The organism is Bacillus sp. GW823-FHT06B01 (genome assembly GCF_058952315.1).
In genome coordinates, this window is sequence record NZ_JBXAHR010000001.1 from 889518 (window position 1) to 909406 (window position 19889).

General features: G+C 36.0%; 14 protein-coding genes. 2 read left to right on the forward strand and 12 right to left on the reverse strand.

Features of this window, described 5'->3' with window-relative positions; all coding sequences use genetic code 11:
• Window positions 1–114 precede the first annotated feature (114 nt).
• Complete coding sequence (locus AC1Q8N_RS04625) at window positions 115–1308, forward strand: S8 family peptidase (RefSeq protein WP_098076272.1); 1194 nt, start codon at window positions 115–117, stop codon at window positions 1306–1308.
• Between the two features lie 100 nt (window positions 1309–1408).
• Here AC1Q8N_RS04625 and AC1Q8N_RS04630 read toward each other — a convergent pair whose 3' ends face one another.
• Both AC1Q8N_RS04630 and AC1Q8N_RS04635 read right to left on the reverse strand, forming a co-directional pair.
• The gene (locus AC1Q8N_RS04630) at window positions 1409–1933 is read right to left on the reverse strand and encodes a DinB family protein (RefSeq protein ID WP_048546686.1); all 525 of its coding nucleotides are present in this window, start codon (window positions 1931–1933) and stop codon (window positions 1409–1411) included.
• Between the two features lie 14 nt (window positions 1934–1947).
• Window positions 1948–2715 (reverse strand): DUF3891 family protein, encoded by a 768-nt coding sequence (locus AC1Q8N_RS04635; RefSeq protein WP_493521094.1) that lies wholly within the window; start codon window positions 2713–2715, stop codon window positions 1948–1950.
• Between the two features lie 204 nt (window positions 2716–2919).
• On the opposite strand from AC1Q8N_RS04635, the gene AC1Q8N_RS04640 reads away from it, so the two are divergent.
• A complete protein-coding gene (locus AC1Q8N_RS04640) occupies window positions 2920–3192 on the forward strand; it encodes an HU family DNA-binding protein (RefSeq protein ID WP_001043960.1) in 273 nt (90 codons plus the stop codon).
• A gap of 39 nt (window positions 3193–3231) precedes the next feature.
• On the opposite strand, the gene AC1Q8N_RS04645 is transcribed toward AC1Q8N_RS04640, so the two are convergent.
• From AC1Q8N_RS04645 to AC1Q8N_RS04690, 10 genes are all read right to left on the reverse strand, one after another.
• Window positions 3232–3774, reverse strand: a complete 543-nt coding sequence (locus tag AC1Q8N_RS04645) for a hypothetical protein (protein WP_048546684.1) — start codon at window positions 3772–3774, stop codon at window positions 3232–3234.
• Window positions 3775–3809: 35 nt separating this feature from the next.
• The gene (gene sfp / locus AC1Q8N_RS04650; RefSeq protein ID WP_098076274.1) at window positions 3810–4559 is read right to left on the reverse strand and encodes a 4'-phosphopantetheinyl transferase Sfp; all 750 of its coding nucleotides are present in this window, start codon (window positions 4557–4559) and stop codon (window positions 3810–3812) included.
• A 58-nt stretch (window positions 4560–4617) separates the two neighbouring features.
• Window positions 4618–6060, reverse strand: coding sequence for an MDR family MFS transporter (locus AC1Q8N_RS04655; protein WP_098076276.1), 1443 nt, complete (start codon window positions 6058–6060; stop codon window positions 4618–4620).
• Window positions 6060–6284: an MbtH family protein gene (locus AC1Q8N_RS04660; protein ID WP_048546681.1), complete on the reverse strand. Its 225-nt coding sequence runs from the start codon at window positions 6282–6284 to the stop codon at window positions 6060–6062. The genes AC1Q8N_RS04655 and AC1Q8N_RS04660 overlap by 1 nt, the downstream gene beginning before the upstream one ends.
• Entirely contained in the window at window positions 6281–13438 is a 7158-nt protein-coding gene (locus AC1Q8N_RS04665; protein WP_493521095.1) for an amino acid adenylation domain-containing protein, read from the reverse strand. Before AC1Q8N_RS04665 ends, AC1Q8N_RS04660 begins: the two co-directional genes overlap by 4 nt.
• 33 nt (window positions 13439–13471) lie before the next feature.
• Window positions 13472–14365, reverse strand: coding sequence for an isochorismatase family protein (locus tag AC1Q8N_RS04670; protein WP_048546679.1), 894 nt, complete (start codon window positions 14363–14365; stop codon window positions 13472–13474).
• Between the two features lie 21 nt (window positions 14366–14386).
• Entirely contained in the window at window positions 14387–16012 is a 1626-nt protein-coding gene (locus AC1Q8N_RS04675) for a (2,3-dihydroxybenzoyl)adenylate synthase (protein WP_098123719.1), read from the reverse strand.
• A gap of 12 nt (window positions 16013–16024) precedes the next feature.
• Complete coding sequence (gene dhbC / locus AC1Q8N_RS04680) at window positions 16025–17224, reverse strand: isochorismate synthase DhbC (protein WP_493521096.1); 1200 nt, start codon at window positions 17222–17224, stop codon at window positions 16025–16027.
• 26 nt (window positions 17225–17250) lie between these two features.
• A complete protein-coding gene (dhbA, locus tag AC1Q8N_RS04685) occupies window positions 17251–18036 on the reverse strand; it encodes a 2,3-dihydro-2,3-dihydroxybenzoate dehydrogenase (RefSeq protein WP_048546674.1) in 786 nt (261 codons plus the stop codon).
• Window positions 18037–18679: 643 nt separating this feature from the next.
• Entirely contained in the window at window positions 18680–19882 is a 1203-nt protein-coding gene (locus AC1Q8N_RS04690) for an L-lactate MFS transporter (RefSeq protein WP_048546673.1), read from the reverse strand.
• Window positions 19883–19889 lie beyond the last annotated feature (7 nt).

Sequence of the window (19889 nt, forward strand, 5' to 3'; positions counted from 1 at the left end):
TAAAAATTTTTCACATAAATGACATAAATCGTATGGTCTAACTATATAGTTGAAAAGGAATGCGACATTAAAGTGTCGACGAAAACTCATCCGAGAAAAGGGAGGAAAAATCTTTTGAAAAACAAAATCATTGTTTTCCTATCTGTTTTATCATTCATTATCGGTGGTTTCTTTTTTAACACAAATACTTCAAGTGCTGAAACATCATCTACTGATTACGTCCCTAACCAATTAATCGTTAAATTCAAACAAAATGCCTCTTTAAGTAATGTTCAATCTTTTCACAAATCTGTCGGTGCTAACGTTTTATCTAAAGATGATACGTTAGGTTTTGAAGTCGTTCAATTTTCAAAAGGTACTGTCAAAGAAAAAATAAAAAGTTATAAAAATAATCCAGATGTGGAATATGCAGAACCGAATTATTACGTTCACGCCTTTTGGACTCCGAACGACCCATTTTTTAAAAATCAATATGGATTGCAAAAAATTCAAGCTCCACAAGCTTGGGATAGTCAACGAAGTGATCCTGGTGTAAAAGTAGCTATTATTGATACAGGAGTTCAAGGTTCACACCCTGATTTAGCTTCGAAAGTAATTTACGGACATGATTATGTTGATAACGACAATACATCTGATGATGGTAATGGTCATGGTACGCATTGCGCTGGAATTACTGGAGCACTTACGAATAATAGTGTTGGAATTGCTGGTGTTGCCCCACAAACTTCAATTTATGCTGTCCGCGTATTAGATAATCAAGGGAGTGGTACTCTTGATGCTGTAGCGCAAGGGATTAGAGAAGCTGCTGATTCAGGTGCAAAAGTAATTAGTTTAAGCTTAGGCGCCCCAAATGGTGGGACTGCTTTACAACAAGCCGTTCAATATGCATGGAATAAAGGCTCTGTTATTGTTGCAGCTGCTGGAAATGCTGGAAATACAAAAGCTAATTACCCTGCTTATTACAACGAGGTGATTGCAGTTGCTTCTACAGATCAATCAGATAGAAAATCTTCATTTTCTACTTATGGTAGCTGGGTAGATGTTGCAGCACCAGGTTCAAATATATATTCCACATATAAAGGAAGCACGTATCAATCATTAAGTGGTACATCTATGGCAACACCTCATGTTGCAGGAGTCGCTGCTCTTTTAGCAAATCAAGGATATAGCAATACACAAATCCGCCAAATTATTGAGTCAACGTCTGATAAAATTAGTGGTACAGGTACGTATTGGAAAAACGGTAGAGTCAATGCATATAAAGCTATACAATACGCTAAGCAATTACAAGAAAATAAAGCCTCTTAAGAAATAATGTAAAACTTTAATCAGTCGATCTGCCATTAGTGCGGGATAAAACAGAAGGAGAGACTTTTACAATTAAAGGCTCTCCTTCTTACAAACTATATTACTCCCCCTCCTTCTGCACCATATGTAAATACAGTACAAAATCCATCATTGTCGACGGATGACCAAGTTGACGGATCATCGCTGTTATATTTCCTCTATGATATGTCCCATGATTTACAACATGTTGTACTAACTCTAAAATTGAAGTTTCTAATTTCCCTGCATATGGATTCTCGATAACAAATACAGCATTCACGTCTTGTATTGTAATTAAGAAGTCTTTATATTGATTTGTCATGTTTTCAAACATTTTTTCTAATTCATGTAACGATTTAGTTTCGATTTGTTTTCGTAAATTTTCTCGGTCTTGTATTGCTTCATTCATACTTTTACCATGCAATATGTGTAACCACACTTGATCTGTAATATAAATATGCGTAAAAGTATCCTTAATTGATGGAAATACACTCTGTATCTGTTCATTAAAAATAGTCTCATAGCTTGGTAATTCTTTTAGTCGATTGAATAACCGTATATTAGCCCAAGCATGGTAATCCACCTGTTTTAACATGTACTCTTTCAATCTAAATCGCCTCCTTATTGTACGAAACGAATGTTTTGTTTCTCCATTTCCGATTCTCTATCAGCTTTTGCAATTCCTTTTTCTTCAATTTCACGTTTATTTATAGTTTTATAATTTACATACGTATGAAATTCCGTTTGAAATGGAAACGGTGTAATCCGAATTGTTTCCTCGTCCACCCATTCAGCTTGAATAGGTTTCTCCTCCTTACTATTAAACATTTCTGTTCCCTCAAAACCACCTTTAAATAAATCAATTTCATCTGTCTTGTCTACACCAGGTTTATTCATACATACATATAATGAAAGTTCATCACAAAACTTTAATAATTTATAATGTTTATCGAACATCGCAAACTGTTCTTTTATTAACGTTTTCAAAATTCTTTTTTGTCGTTCCAATTCATGTTTATAAAAAGACATCATTTCTTCGTCTTCGTCATTTAATGAAAATGATAAAAAATGTTTACTACAAAGTAATGCTCCGTATGGATTCGAATCTTCAATTTCATTCAAACCAATCGTATAAAAAACAAAACGCAATGAACTTGGACAATCCATAAATGTATATGGAATATTTTTAGCATCATTCAAAATTGGTACTTTATCAAGTTCTATCCATCCTCTATCATGCTCATATATTGCATCAATTGTCTCTTTTAAGTATGTTTCATCTTCAAAAAGATCTTCTTTTATATGCTTTGCAATCTCTCCAGCTAAAAAACCATGATCATGTTGACGAATTAATATACTTTCATTCTCATTTTTTTCACGAAAAATCATTCATATACTCCCCCTCATCCTCATATTACAGCATTTTCTATACATCAATTCTTAATTAATCCCTAATTATTAGCAGGGATTCAGTCTCTTACAACGAAATTAACATAACTATATAGTATTCTTTCTAACCATATAAATAGCTTTCTCTATACTATCCATTATACTAAAACATTCATTCTAAAAAACTTTTTATGAGGTGAAAACATGAACAAAACAGAATTAGTTAAAAACGTGGCACAATCCGCTGATATTTCTCAAAAGGAAGCTTCTGCAGCGGTACAATCCGTATTTGACACAATTGCTACTGCATTACAATCTGGCGATAAAGTTCAATTAATCGGCTTTGGAACTTTTGAAGTGCGCGAAAGATCTGCTCGTACAGGACGTAATCCACAAACTGGCGAAGAAATTCAAATCGCTGCTGGTAAAGTTCCAGCATTTAAAGCTGGTAAAGAGTTAAAAGAAGCTGTGAAATAAATAAGAAACCAGCCATTTTATAGGCTGGTTTCTTATTTTCTATTTAAGCAGATTTTTTATATTCTCTGCATGATATACTTCACAAATATAAAATATGCATTTGCAATTACTTACAATTTGATATTTTCTAGTTGGATACACATTCGCCGTAACAGAGCATCCATCAAACAATTCAATAATATTCCCAGATGGCTGATATCCTTCGTATAATACGTTTCTTCTTACTTCCATCTTTTCTATAAGTTTTTCAACTGGAATATTTCCACTCTCTAATTCACTCTTAATTGTATTTGGTAAAAACGAAGTGTCCGCAAAAATTAGATTCTCAGATAACACTTTTCCTTTATAACTAACATTGGATACACGGTAAAGAAATGTTCCGTTTTTATCAAAGAAATTCTTTGCTTCTTTCGGAATGTACTGTCTATCAAGTACCTCTTGTTCGAGAATTTCAAACTGAACTGTATCATTCAAAAGCTTTTCTAAAGCATGAATAGATGATGTATCTCCAGAAAATAAAATATTTTTAATTGCTTGTACATTATAAGTGAATTCATTTGTTCTATTTTCCGCTACTAACATGAGGAACACCTCTTCTATAAGATTTTTTATTTAACTTATTTATAATTTAAAAGCGCTACTGCGTCTAACTGTGTAATTTCAGTTACTTCTTTACTAAATATTGCAATTGAAGCCATATAATCTGCACTTGGCCTTATATTCTCCATCATTGTATTTTCTACTAACTCTTGCCTATCCTTAAAAACTAACAAATTTGGAGGATCATTTGGAGCTGATACAGTAATACCTACTGGTGAAATCATTAGTCCTTCACCTGTCGCTTTTAATACCGCTTCTTTTCGAGTCCAATATGTTAAAAAACCTTCTATTTTCTGTTCATTAGGTAACTTCATAACTTGTGCTATTTCAATGTCTGTTAATACGCCCTCTGCCATTTTCATAACATCTACATTTGGATTCATTTGTTCAATATCAACGCCTACAGGTGCAGACTTTGTAAATGCAACAACAACCCACTCACCCGAATGTGAAACCGATAACTGCGGCATACCCTCTGGTAATTGTGGTCTACCATGTTGTAACTTACATACTGGGCACAGCCTATCAATTGGCACTTGAACTGGTGACATAGAAAGTATTTTACCTAGAACTAATCTACTAATTACACAACCTATTATAAAACGAGCACGATCTGCCGAATGATGATATGAATTTGCTTTCTCTCGTTCAACATCATTTAGTAAATTGTAATGCCATGATTGTAAATCCGAAATTCTTGCCCACCATATTTGACAATCATTCTCATTCAAAATCGGTATAGAATCTACAACTTTACTTTCTATCATGTAAACTCTCTCCTTCTAAATACCAATATCAATTTATTTCAAAAGACCATTATCAAACTTATTCATTTACAATTTCTTTCTCTTTTTGTAATACAGGTAACGGTTTTTTCTTCTTTTTTGACATTACCTCTTTATCAGAAATACGTAAAGAAAATAGTAATGCTACGAGTAAAAATATTGCTGATCCAATTAATGCCGCTTGATATGGCAAGAAATCTGAATGAGCATTATGTTGTGCACCGTAATTTCCAAAACCAGCTAGTATACTAGCTAAAACAGCAACTCCTATCGCTGAACCTAATCGATTTTGCACATTAAATATAGTAGTTGCTCTCCCCATAGAAGGTGGCGTGATATTATTAAATGCAGAAAATTGAACTGCTCCAACTGACTGGCCTAAGAAAATACCTATACCAAACAATAATGCCCGTATTTGCCAAGGGTTCGTATCGTGATTTACAAAACTTAATAAAACAAAGATAATCGCCGTACAAATTAACCCGATAGAAATTACCTTACGAGCACCTAATTTCTTATATGACCATGGCACAATCTGTGACGATATCATTAATCCAATTGCCTCTGGGAATGTAGTAAGACCTGATTCCAGTGCGGATGCTCCTATTACATTTTGATACATAAGCGGAAAAACAAATAACATTCCTATTAAACCAGCTGAAGAAAACAATGAAATAAGACTCATTTTTCTAAAGACTGGTTCTTTTAATAAGCGTAAATCTAACATTGGTTGCTTTACTTTAAGTTCTACGATTATAAACAATGTAATGAATACAACCCCAGCTATCCCAGTACTCATAATTTCTGGAGAAATCCACCCTTTTGATGGTCCCTGGCTGAGTGCATATATGAGCATCGCAAATCCTGGTGCTGATAAAATAAAGCCGAGAGAATCAAAGCGACCAGCTGATTTTTCAACATGCTCTGCTAAAAATAGAAGTCCAAATAGCAATGCAACGATTCCAAACGGTAGATTAATATAAAATGCCCAACGCCAAGACATTTGATCTACAAAGAAACCACCGATGATAGGACCAATTGCTGGTGCTACAGCAATTGGAAGTACAATGAACCGGGAAATCTTCGGTCTTTCCTCTGGTGAAAATGTTCGAAATAACATCGCCATTCCGACCGGTGTTAAAAGCCCTCCACCAGCACCTTGAATGATACGGAAAATATTCAATAAAGTAATATCGTTAGCCATTCCGCATAAAGCAGAGGCAATTGTAAATACGAAAAGAGCAATTAAAAATACTCTTTTCGTACCAAATCGATCTCCTAACCAACCAGAAATCGGAAGGAAAACAGCTAAACTAACTAAATACCCAACATTAACCGTCCCCATTGCAGATGGAGGTACTTGTAGTTCTCTACTTATCGTTTGCAGTGCTACATTTACAATCGTTGCGTCCATCGCAGCCATAAACATCGCTGTTATATATACGATGCTTACAACTACTTTTGGATTTATTTTTGCTTTCATTATCGTTTTCCTACTAATATTTTTTCACCAGCTTGATTACTTTTTGGATTCAAATCTGTCCAGTTATTTTCAACATATTGTAAGCAATCGTGCCTGCTAGCTTCTTCATGTACGACATTCCACCCAATAGGTACATCAAGAAAGACAGGCCAGAGAGAATACTGGCCCTCCTCATTTATTAATACTTTATATGTGTAATTATCGTTTTCAAATGGATTCGTCATACTCTACTTACCCCTTTCTTATTCTGCAAATATTTTGCTAATACTTGTCCAATTTCCGTAAGTGGACCTGGCTGACATAAATCTTTATGTCTACAGTCAATATCATGCTGCACAATTTGCCCATCTAAATAATTTAGCCACGTATTTGGAGAAATAGGATCAAACCAGTCTGGTATAACAGTAGATCTAAAGAATAAGATATCTCCGTTATAAACTTTCGGTACATATTTCCCTAACAACCCTACTGAATTTACATATGTTTCTTTCAAGTTCAATATAGTCTCTTCTTCAAGACTTGCTAATGCACTTCCATCTTTACGAAGGATTTCAACTGCACTTTCCATTGTAAGTGGTTTACCATCCATGTTATCTGGGTCATATCCGCCTAAAGCAAGTAATGCGATTAACGCTTCCTCTTCAGTAGGCGCTTCCGTATTCGGTAAGAAGTGTCCAGGATAAGAATCAAGCATAACGAGTAACTCTACTTCTTCCCCTTCATTTTGTAGTTGCGCCGCCATTGCATGCACAACATTTCCTCCAAGCGACCAACCTAATAAACGATATGGTCCATGAGGCTGTACTTCACGAACGTGTTTCAAGTAATCCGCCGCCATCTCCTCTAAACTTTTTGGAAGTTCTTCATTTTTAGCAATACCACGTGCTTGGACACCGTAGATTGGATAATCTGTTCCTAAAGATTTCATAAGTCCTGCATAGCACCAACTTAACCCACCTGCTGGATGTACACAAAATAGTGGTAATTGATCCCCGCTTGCTCGTAATGGAAGCAATACATCAAGTGCACTTTGACCATTCCCCATCTCAAGTCTTTCAGCTAACCCTGCAACAGTCGGTGCTGCAAATAAAGTACCAATGTTTAGTTCCACTCCAAGCGCCTCTTTCATGCGGCTCATAAGCTGCACTGCAAGGAGTGAATGGCCACCAAGATCAAAGAATCCGTCATCAATTCCAATTTGAGGTACACTTAGCACTTCTGTAAACAAGTCACATAACATTTCTTCTTGCGGTGTTCTTGGACCACGACTAGAAGATGATGCGATAAATTCTGGAGCTGGCAATGCCTTTCTATCTAATTTACCGTTTGGAGTTAAAGGTAACTCATTTACTACTACAAAAGCGTATGGAACCATATAATCTGGTAAACTATCACTAGCAAACTGACGTATTTCATTCGTATCAATCGCTTCATTATTTGATGAAACGATATAAGAAACTAACCGTTTATCCCCTGGTTGATCTTCCCTTACAATAACGGCTACTTGCTCAACTTTAGGGTGCTTCATTATGACTGCTTCTATTTCTCCTAATTCAATTCGGAATCCACGAATTTTTATTTGATGATCTGCACGTCCTATATAATCTAGCGTCCCATCTTTACGCCAGCGAGCTAAGTCTCCTGTACGATACATTCTTGTACCTGGCTTTCCAAATGGATCTGCGATAAAGCGTTCAGCCGTTAATCCTGCTCTTCCTAAATATCCACGCGCAAGCCCTGCACCTGCAACATACATTTCTCCAACTACTCCAGGTGGCACTGGTTGTAAATAGTTGTCTAACACATACACTTTAAGGTCAGGTATACTGCACCCAATTAAACTATTTGCTCGTAAAGAGACGATAGTTTCATCTAATTCAATATAACTAACATGTACTGTCGTCTCCGTAATACCGTACATATTAATAAGCTTTGGTTCGTTATGAGGATGTCGACTATACCAATCTTCTAAGCGACTTAGCTCAAGTGCTTCTCCTCCAAAAACAACATATCGTAAAGATAATTTTTGGCCAATCTCTTCATTTTCACGATCTGCTTGCATCAATTGATAGAACGCTGATGGAGTTTGGTTTAAAACCGTAACCTTTTCTTTAACAAGAAGCTGTAAAAATTCTTTCGGTGAGCGACTTACAGTATGTGGCACTACAACTAAACGCCCTCCATATAATAAAGGGCCCCAAATTTCCCAAACCGAGAAATCAAAAGCATATGAATGGAACATCGTCCAAACATCTTCTGCGTCAAATTGGAACCAATGATCAGTTGCTCCTAAAAGTCTTACTACGTTTTGATGAGGTATCATAACGCCTTTCGGTCTACCTGTTGAGCCTGACGTATAAATAACGTAAGCAATATGTGAAGGAGATAATGGCTTCATGCGCTCCATTTCATCAATATTATCTTCACTATACTTCTCAATTTCTTTTATTGTCTTCACATCATCAACTAAAATTTTCAGTTCCTCATCACATTCAATTTCCACATCTGAATTTGTTAACACACATGATGGTTTCGCATCGTGGAGCATAAATGAAATACGATCTGACGGATAATCCGGATCTAATGGAAGATAACCTGCTCCCGCTTTCAGAACAGCTAGTAAGCTTACAACCATATTTAAAGATCTCGGCATTGCTAAAGCAACGAGTTGATCAGGACCAACTCCTTTTGCAATTAGCAATCGAGCTATTTTATTCGCTTTTTTATTCAACTCTTCATAAGTTAACTTTTCATCTTCAAAGACGACAGCAATAGAATTCGGATTTATATAAACCTGCTTTTCAAATAATTGTGATAATGTCATTTCTGGTACAATTTGAAAACCACCATTCCACTTTTCTAGCACTGTATTTCTCTCTGCTACTGTTAAAATTTCTAATGTGCCAATTGATTGATCCGGATGTTTCGCTGCATCATCCAATAACAGAATAAATCGTTCTACTAATTGTTGAACCGTTTCACGTTTATACAAATCGGTACTAAACTCTAGTAACCCGTGTAAGCCATCTGGCGTACCATGAACTCCGTTACTCTCGCTAATTTCAAATGTTAGATCAAACTTCGCAGAGCCCACACTTTGGATTTCAAGGTCTGCTTTAATATCTGGAGCATCAAATGTTGCTTGTGGCGTATTTTGGAATGCTAACATAACTTGAAACAGCGGATGACTATTTCGAGTACGTACTGGGTTTAACACTTCAACGAGTCGTTCAAATGGAACATCTTGATTTTCATAAGCTGCAAGATTTGACTGCTTCACTCTATTCAATAATTCTTTAAAACTTGGATCTCCTGATGTATTTGTGCGTAACACTAATGTATTTACAAATAAACCAACTATGTCAGAGAGTGCATCATCGTTTCTTCCAGCAATCGGACTACCGATTGGTATATCAGTACCTGCACCTAATCTTGTAAATAGCGCACTAAGTCCTGCTTGCAACACCATAAACAAACTAACTCCGTTTTTCCGTGCAAGCTCTACTAACCTACTATGCATACCCGCATCTATTTGAAAATGAATTGTTTCTCCGCGATAACTCGTTTCAATTGGACGCTGGTAATCTGTAGGTAACTCCAGCTGATCTGGTAAACCTTCTAGCTCTTTCTTCCAAAACTCTAATTGTGTTGAAATAAGACTCTCTTCTGTAGTTTCATCACCAAGCAACTGTTGTTGCCAAAGTGCATAATCTGCATATTGAACTGGAAGTGTCTCTAGCTGAACTCTGTTACCTTGACATCGCGCTTTATATGCCGCTGTAAAATCTCTCGTTAACGGTTGTAATGACCAGCCATCCCCTACAATATGGTGCAATAGAATTAGTAATACATGTTCGTTTTCATTCACTGTAAATAGTTGCAGACGAACTGCTGGTTCAACATCAAGGTTAAAACTATATCTTACCGCCTCTACAAGCACACTTTCTAATTCATCTTTACATGTTTTTGTTATTATCATTTCTAGATTTAAATTTTCCATATCTAAAATTTTCTGATAGGAACTACCTAATACGTTAGGGAAAATCGTTCTAAGCGTTTCATGTTTCTCAACTACATCATAAAAGGCACCTTGCAATGCTTCCTCGTTCAACTTTCCAGAAATACGAACGACTAATGGAATATTATAAGTAGGACTTGGACCTTCTAAACAATTTAAGAACCATAACCTGCGCTGTGCAAATGAAAGTGGAACTTCATTTGGTCTACTTACTTTCTTAATAGCTGGTCTTGCAGTTTTTGCTTGATCCAATTGTTTCACAAGTTCAGCAACAGTTGGCGATTCAAATAGTTTTCCTATTCCTAATTCAACACTTAACGTTTCACGAATTCTTGCCATTAGACGAGATGCAAGAAGCGAATGGCCACCCATTTCAAAGAAATTATCATCAATGCTAATGCGAGAAACACCAAGTACTTCTGCAAATAAATCACATAATATTTCTTCTTTCGGATTTCTAGCAACTCTCTCCTTGTTCATTTCATTAAAATCAGGAGCAGGTAATTTCTTTCTATTAATCTTACCATTTGGCGTTAATGGTAATTCTTCTAGCACAACAAATGCCGATGGCACCATATAATTTGCTAAACTTTCTGAAACATAAGAACGAATTTCTGAAAGGTTAATCCCTTCACTCCCTTCGACAACGATATACGCAATGATTCGTTTATCATTTGGGCGATCTTCTCGTACCATTACTACCGCTTGTTGAATGTATTCATGTCGTTGTAATACCATTTCAATTTCAGCTAATTCAATTCGGAAACCACGAATTTTAATTTGATGATCTGCGCGGCTCATGTACTCTAACACACCATCGTTACGCCATTTCACAAGATCACCTGTGCGGTACATGCGCTTCCCTGGTTTTCCATAAGGATCTGCAACAAACCGTTCAGCCGTTAACTCTGGTTTTCCTAAATAGCCGTTCGCAAGTCCTTCTCCTGCAATATATAGTTCGCCAATTACTCCAGGCGGTACTGTTTGTAATCCTGCATCTAATACATACACATCTGTACTCCAAATCGGTTTTCCAATAGGGGGTATACCAATTTCATTTTCGTCGATGTTCTTGAAAGTAGACCAAATAGTCGTTTCAGTAGGTCCATATAAGTTTGTAATAGAGCAACCTAATTCTTTTAATATATTTGCTAAATGGGCCGGAAGCGCTTCACCACCAACGAGCACATTTAGCCCTTGTAGCCTTTCTGGATATTCAGTTACTAACGCCTGCCAGAGTGTCGGTGTGGCTTGCATAATTGTGACTCTTTCCTCTTGTAACAATGCCGTTAACACAGAAGGTTCTTGGATTACCTCTTTTTGTGCGATTGTTATACTTGCACCACTAATAAGAGGTAAATAAATTTCTAGAGCTGAAATATCAAACGCAAATGTTGTAACTGCTAATAAATGATCGTTTTCATGTAACGAAAACATATCATCCATGGCCAATAAAAAGTTACTTAAAGCTTTCATAGGAACAATTACACCTTTTGGATTGCCGGTTGAGCCTGAAGTGTAAATTGTATAAGCTGGGTTTAAAAGTGAATCATCATTTCTTAATGGTATATTCATATAAGAATATGTGTTTAACGCTAGTTTCATTTTTTCACTATTTAATTCGATTTTTTTTATATCATTTTCTATAACTAAAGTTGATGCGACCGATGAATGCGTTATAATACAAGCTGGTTTTGCATCATTTACTATATAATGTATTCGCTCAGCTGGATATTCTGGATCTATCGGTAAATACGCTGCACCAGCCTTTAAAACTGCTAGCATACTAACTACCATCTCTATTGACCTTGGAAATACTAAAGCTACAAACTGATTTGGCCCTATTCCTTCTTCTACTAAATAGTGCGCTAGTTCATTCGCCCGTTCATTTAGCTCTTTATACGTAAGGTCTACTCCGTTACACGTAACCGCTATTTTATTTGGATTTTTTTGTACTTGTTTTTCAAATAATAAAGGTAGAGTGATTAGATCCTCAGCTTCCTTAGTTTCATTCCATTCGAATAAAACTTTATGATTTTCTTCTGGAAGAGTAATGTTTATATTTCCAATCGACACGTCTTTTTCATAGTCATTTATCACTAATTCTAATACATTCATAAATCTCTCTTTATGCAATGCTAGTTCCGAATCACTATATACTAACGGATTCCCATCAAAATGAATCATTAACTCATTTTCATCGAAACGTTTATAAACATTTATCGATAAATCATCGACAGGTCCTGCTGATAAATTATGTGTAATACCACGATTCCCAGCAAAATTAAGCCCATAATCAAAAGGCATCACATTCACTAACGGCCCGAATAACCTTTGATTTTCACCTAGTAACTTTAAGTCTCTTCTTAATTCCTCATGACGGTATTTATGATGAAGACGTACTTCTCGAATCTCTTTAGAAACTTGCTGTAATAATTCCGCAAGAGTTATATTTGGAGTTACTGTAATACGAAGTGGTACTAAATTCATTACCATGCTCGGTGTATAAATAGATGCAGAACCGAGACGCCCCATCATTGGTAAACCTAAAATAATATCATTTGCACCTGTTAATTTATGCATATAAATACTTGTTACAGCGACAATAAATTCCGGCCAATTTGTTAACGAAACATTGATATCTTCTAGTAAAGTTTTCGTGCTAGAACTGGATAAATAAGCTGTTTCTCGTAAAAATCCATTTGATGTTCTCGGCGCTCGTTTTGCTAAACTTATGACATCCGGTTCATCTGCAAACTTTTCTAACCAAAAAGTACGATCTTCCTGAAATTGTTTAGACTCACGATACTCCATATCTTCTTGTACAACTTTTGCAAGAGAACCAAATGGCTTTTCATTCTTTCTTATTTCTTCTATAAGTGATGTATACTCTTTCGCTACCTTTTGGCTAAGAAGTGAAAATCCATAGCCATCCATCACAATGTGATGGATGCGCTGATACCAAAAGAAACGATTATTTTCAACTTGAATAAGTGCTTCAGTAAATAATTTATCTGTTTTCAAATCGACTGGCATAGATAAATCATTTTTCATCCATATTTTAGCAGTCTCTTCAGGATCTTCTTCTTTACGAACGTCAATAAAATGCATATGAAACTGTAATTCTTCAATAACTTGCCATGGACCAATTTCATCCTCTTCGAAGCGAACATGTAGTATTTCTGCTTCTGTTACAACTTTACGTACTGCTAATTCGAAAATTTCTTGATTAATATTTCCGTTTATTTCAACATATTCCCCAGTATTATAAATCGGATTTAGCGGATCTAATTGCTGTGCAAACCACATACCAGTCTGCGCAGATGATAACGAATGACGAACCTTTTGACTATTAGGCATTCTTTACTACCCCTTTATTATGTAGTCTATTTGTTACAGCACCTGTGCTGTCTGTGAAGATAGTAAACTGTACCAATCGGAAACAGTTGGACGTTCTGCTAAATCTGCAAAAGTTATTTCTTTCCCTTCGCGACGCCACTTCTCTACTAAACTCATAATTCTGACCGAATCAAGTCCTCTATTTAGTAAGTCCTCATCAATATCAATACTCTCTACTGGCTCACGAAGTAGTTGTGCAACTAGTTCATGCACTTCCTGTAAAGTGATTCCTTCACTCTCATCACTTTTTACACTTTGTAAATCTTTTAACAGTAAGTTTGTTGATGTCGTTACTGCACATCTATTAGATGCATACTCCAATGCTTGTTTATGATGGTCTATTGAAAAATCAGCAACTGCATCTGCTACAAAAAATGGCTCTATACCATCCATAAATGCTTCGCAAGCTGTTAAAAGGCAGCCGATATGCGCATAAATACCGCAAATAATAAGTTGATCTCTTCCCTGTTCATTTAAAATTCCTAATAGATTTGTCTTTTTAAATGCACTATATCTCCATTTTGTTAAGAATATATCATCCTCATCAGGAGTAAGTTCACCGACAATTTTCTTTTTATCTGGTCCAGCAGGAATACCGTCACCCCAGAAGTCTTGTAATAATCCACGTTGTTCTAACGTTTGTCCACCTGGTTGTGCTGTATAAACAACTGGTATACCAAGTTCCTTACATTTTTCTCTTATCACCTTAATATTTGAAATAAGTTCTACTTTTGGTGATTCTTTATCGCTATATGCATCAAGAAAATATTCTTGCATGTCATGGATTAGAAGAACCGCACGTTTCGGATCTGGTGTCCAGTTCACTTTATTTTTTGGTAGTTCTGATTCAACTGGCATTTTGTATACTGAAATAGATGGAATAGCCATCTAATCACTTCCTTCCAATTTTTATATTTTATATTGTTTTACCGTAATAAGTTTTTCCGTAATGACTTTACGTAACTCTTTTTTGCTTACCTTTCCAACACCTGTTTGCGGGAATGAATCAATAAATTCAATTCGATCTGGAATCTTATAAGCCGCTATACCCCGTTCTCTTAAAAACATTTTTAATTCACTTACTGTCGGAGCTTGTCCACGAGCTATTACAAACGCACAAGTACGTTCTCCTAAATAATCATCAGGCATTGATACGATGGCTACATCATGTACTGCATCATGTGCTAATAAATGATTTTCAACTTCTTCCGCAGCAACTTTCTCACCACCACGGTTAATTTGATCTTTATCCCTACCTTCTACAATGATGTAACCTTGTTCATTTACTTTTACAAGATCACCTGTGCGATAAAATCCATCCTTTGTAAATGATCGTGCATTATGCTCTTCTGCTTTATAATAGCCACGAATTGTATAGGGCCCTCTTGTTAATAAACTACCTACTTCACCAGGTTTTACATCGTTATCATTTTCATCAACGACCCGTACTTCATCGAATGTAGACATCGGTCTACCTTGTGTATGAATAATGATTTCTTCCGGATCATTTAATCTCGTGTAATTTACTAACCCTTCTGCCATACCGAACACTTGCTGTAACGTACATCCAAATGTAGGGCGAATACGCTTTGCAACTTCGGCACTAAATTTCGCACCACCTACTTGAATCACTTCTAGGCTCGATAAATCGTTATTACGGGAAGATGCAGCATCAAGCCAAATCATTGCTAATGGTGGAACGAGCGCTGTAATCGTTACTTTTTCTTTTTCTATAAGAGCAAATGCCTCATCTGGACTCCCTCCAGTTGCTAACACTACTTTTCCACCCGCATAGAAAGTTCCAAATGTCCCTGGAGAACTCATCGGGTAATTGTGTGCTACTGGAAGAACTGCCATATAGACACTTTCTGCATTTAAATTACAAATTTCAGCGCTAACACGTAAACTATAAATATAGTCATCGTGTGTTCTAGGAATTAATTTAGAAAGTCCTGTTGTCCCTCCTGATAATTGGAGAAACGCAACATCACTTGGCTGAACTGCTGGTAATGGAACGGGATCTATATACAGATCACTTATGTTCACAAACTCTTCTTCTTCTCCCACTACAATTACATGTTGTAAAGTTGGTACTTTCTCTTTCACTTCTCTTGCTAGTTTTCGATAATCAAAGCCGAGAGCCTTATCTGAAATAACGTAAGCACTCGCCTCACCAAACTCACAAAAATAACTAATTTCACTGCTTCGATGTGAAGGTAGTGCAAAAACAGGAAGTGCTCCAATTCGAAATAGCGCAAAGCATATTTCGAAAAACTCGATAATGTTGGGTAACTGTATTACAACCCGGTCCTCTTGCTTTATTCCTAAATTCAGTAAACCTGAAGCTAAGCAATCTACTTTTTTATCAAGCTCACTATACGTCATATGCATATTACCACTTACAACTGCAATTTCATCTCCATACTTTTCAGCACGTTCTCTTAACATCGAACCAAATGTTTCTCCAAGCCAACATCCTTCTTCTCGATAACGATTTGCAAATTCTTCTGGCCATTCCGTGAAACCTGATAACATTATTTCTTCCCCCTATTTTTCATTCAGCGAATTATCTCTTAATCCTAAAGCCTTCAGCATTGTTTGGAACTTAGCTGATGTTTCTGCTAACTCATCTTCTGGTTTTGACTCAGCAACAACTCCTGCTCCTGCATATAAACGAAGTGTATTTTCTTGCACTTCAGCACAGCGAATTGTAACAATCCATTCACCATCTCCATTTAAATCACTCCATCCTAGCATTCCTGTAAAGAATTCACGGTCAAATGGCTCAATTTTTTGAATCGCCTCTCTCGCTTCTTCCATCGGTGTTCCGCAAACTGCTGGCGTAGGATGAAGAGCAATTGCTAATTCCAAAGAAGTAGTATTCGGATCCTTTAGTTCACCTTTCACTTCAGTAGACAAATGCCACATCGCTTCACTATGAATAACGGATGGTTTTTCCGGAACATGTAATGTATGACAGTATGGACGAAGCGCAGCAGCAACCGCTTCCACTACTACCGCATGTTCATGTAAATCTTTCGGAGAAGAAAGTAATTCCTCTGCTCTTCTCTTATCTTCTACTGGATCATCACTACGTGGTCTTGAACCAGCTAACGGATTAGAAATAACTTGCATACCATTACGTGAAACGAGTAATTCAGGACTTGCTCCAATTAATGTTTTATTACACTCGTTTTCATCTTCCGGTAAATTCACAGCAAATGTATAACCACGCTTATTATGCTCTGCTAATTCTCGAAGAAGTTTTTGCTTATCAATCTTTTCGGAAGATTCAACATCTAACGATCTGGATAGAACGATTTTCTTTAAATCGCCGTCCTGTATTTTTTTAATCCCTTGCTTTATACCATTCATATAAACTTCAGGATCTGGTACAGGCGTCATTTCAAATGCCAGTTTCTCATTTCGTTTTATCTCATTTGTTGTCTCTAACTGTAAACGCTCAGTAATTCTACTATGTTCTGGTACGATAAGTTGAACTTCTTTTCTACGATCAAAAGGCAAAGCACCAACAACGATAGGATTCGGATTTCCAGCTTGTTTTGCATTACGTAATACCGCTTGTACAAGTTCTGTAAAACTTTCAATATCATGATGTTTTACTGTAGTAAACTCTCCTTCTGTCAATATCGTTCGAGTTGGTGAAGCAAAAAAGAACGAAGATTCAGTTTTATAATCTTCTAATAATTTTTCCGACAGTTCCTTTACGGCTATAAGTTCATTCATAGTATTAAAACCTCCTGAATTTTTTATTAAACTCCTAATGTAGCTCCGCCATCGACACATAAATTGTGCATTGTAATATGACTCGCTTTATCAGAGGCTAAAAACAATACTGCTTCAGCAATTTCTGAAGGTTGTGCAATTTTTTGTAACGGAATACCGAGTCTATATGTATTTTGAGAACCAACAATTATATTTTCAGCTCCATTCTCATCAGCCCATAATAATCTTTGCATTTCAGTTTCAGTAGAACCTGGAGAAACTAAGTTACAGCGAATATTGTATGCTGCAAGTTCTAACCCTAAACATTTCATAAACATCGTCGTTGCAGCTTTTGATGCAACATACGCAGCCATCTCCATTCTCGGAGTATTTGCCGCATTTGAGCCAACTGTAACAATTGCCCCTGACTTTCTTTGCATCATATATTTACTTACTGCTCGGCACATATAGAAAACTCCTGTAGAATTTACAGAGAATGTTTTATTCCAATCTTCATCACTTAAAGAGTGAATCGCTCCCATACGTAAAACCCCTGCAACATTTACTAATATATCTATCGGTGCTATATCATTTTCAATCCGTTCTACTACTTCTTCAACAGCGGCACTATCACTCACATCTAAACGAAACGTTTTCACACGTGTTTCATTTAATTCATTTTGATTTAAGAGTACGTTTAACCCCTCTTCAGTTTGATCAGCCCCAATAACTGTAGCTCCTCTTTCTAAAAACATGTTTGCTACAACACTACCTATACCTTGTGCTGCACCAGTTACTAAAACCGTTTTCCCATCAAATTCCCCTATGTTCATTTCCTCTATCCTTTCATATAAAAATTAATCCAGTTTAACATCATCAATGATAACGATTTTCATTATCATTGATGATGTTAAAAATAATACACTTACTAAACTAATTGGTCAAGTGTACTTTTCATCAAAACATTATTCATTGATAATGTTTTTCATTTAGCATTCTTACACCGAAATGATAATCTTTCTCAACGAACTTGTCAACCTATTTTTATTTTTCAGATAAAATATTTTATTGATTCTCAATAAAATTACATCTAAAAGCATTAATAAGTACTTACATTACACATTTAATTCATATTCCTCTTTTTAAACTTGTAGAAGACTAACTGTAGATACCTTCATTTACAAAGCCTTATCAAAAACTCAAGTGTATATTTTCTCAACATTTTTCTGAAAATACCGAGAAAATATATCTTGCAATTATTGATGTATGTCTTGTTTATATTTTAAGATTTAATACGTATTTCGGATATAATGTATCATTTTTAATATTCCAATATAATCCAATTGGGTATTTCACTCGCTTTTTTGTCTCGAAAATCCCAAAGATTATATAACCTCCTTGCAATCATTCATAAAAAAGCACCCTATTTAATAGGATGCTTTTTCGTATTTATAGTGTGATAGAAGATTTATATACTTATGCTACGCTACTATACTCTTCTTCTTGTTCTTTTTTCTGCTTAGGTGCTTGAATTAAAATTGCGATAACAAATGATACGACACATAATACACCGATTACCATGAAGGTTGGTTTGAATCCACCTAGAAGTGCACCGATAAAGGAACCTGCAAGTGCTCCAAATCCAAATCCTTGATACACAATCCCGTAGTTCTTACTATGGTTTTTCATACCGTAGAAATCACCAACGATAGCTGGGAAAATAGTGATATTTCCACCAAAGCAAAACGCTACGCTTGCTACACATACGAAGTAGATACCATAATTTAAATCTACGAAACTTAAAACCAAGACTGAAGCTGCCATAACAACAAATGTACCAGTAACGATTTTTAAACGGCCGATTTTATCTGATAACGGTCCTAAAATAATACGACCTAATGTATTGAAGATTGCAACCATAGCCACCGCATTAGCTGCTGTCGCTGCGCTAAGCCCTACAAGTTGAACACCAATGTCTTTTACCATACCAATTAAGTATAAGCCACTCATACATGATGTAAATAACATAATAAATAATAAGTATACTTGTTTTGTGCCTAACATTTCTTTCGTTGTATATTCCTGAGTTTTTGTTTCATGAACTGCTCCTTGATCTGCAGCTTGATGGATTAAACAAGCGCCAATTACAATCATAGCTGTAACAATTAAACCCCAGTATATAAACGCTTGTGATACACCAACTGATTCAATTAACTGTGCGTTAACATATTTAAAGATTAAGCTACCCGAACCATATGCAGAGACAGAAATACCAGCAATTAAACCTTTACGCTTTGGAAACCACTTTATTAAATTGGATAGTGAAGTGATATATGCTGTACCATCTGCATAACCTACAACAACCCCTGCTAGTACATAAAGCAATATTAATGAGGAAGCTTGTGAACTAAGTATTAATCCTAGTCCTAATGCTAGTCCAGCTATCATAATAAGTTTACGAAGTCCCCATTTTTCTTGCAATTTACTCGCAAATAAAGTCGAAAACGCTAAGGAAAGACTAGTAATTGAGAAAGTTATAGCAACTGCGTTAAGACTCCAACCGTATTTACTAACTAAAGGCTGATTAAATAAACTCCATGTATATATCGTTCCAAGTCCCATTTGTACGATGACTGTACCAAGGACAACAAGCCATGGATTAACATTTGATTTTTTCATACCTTTC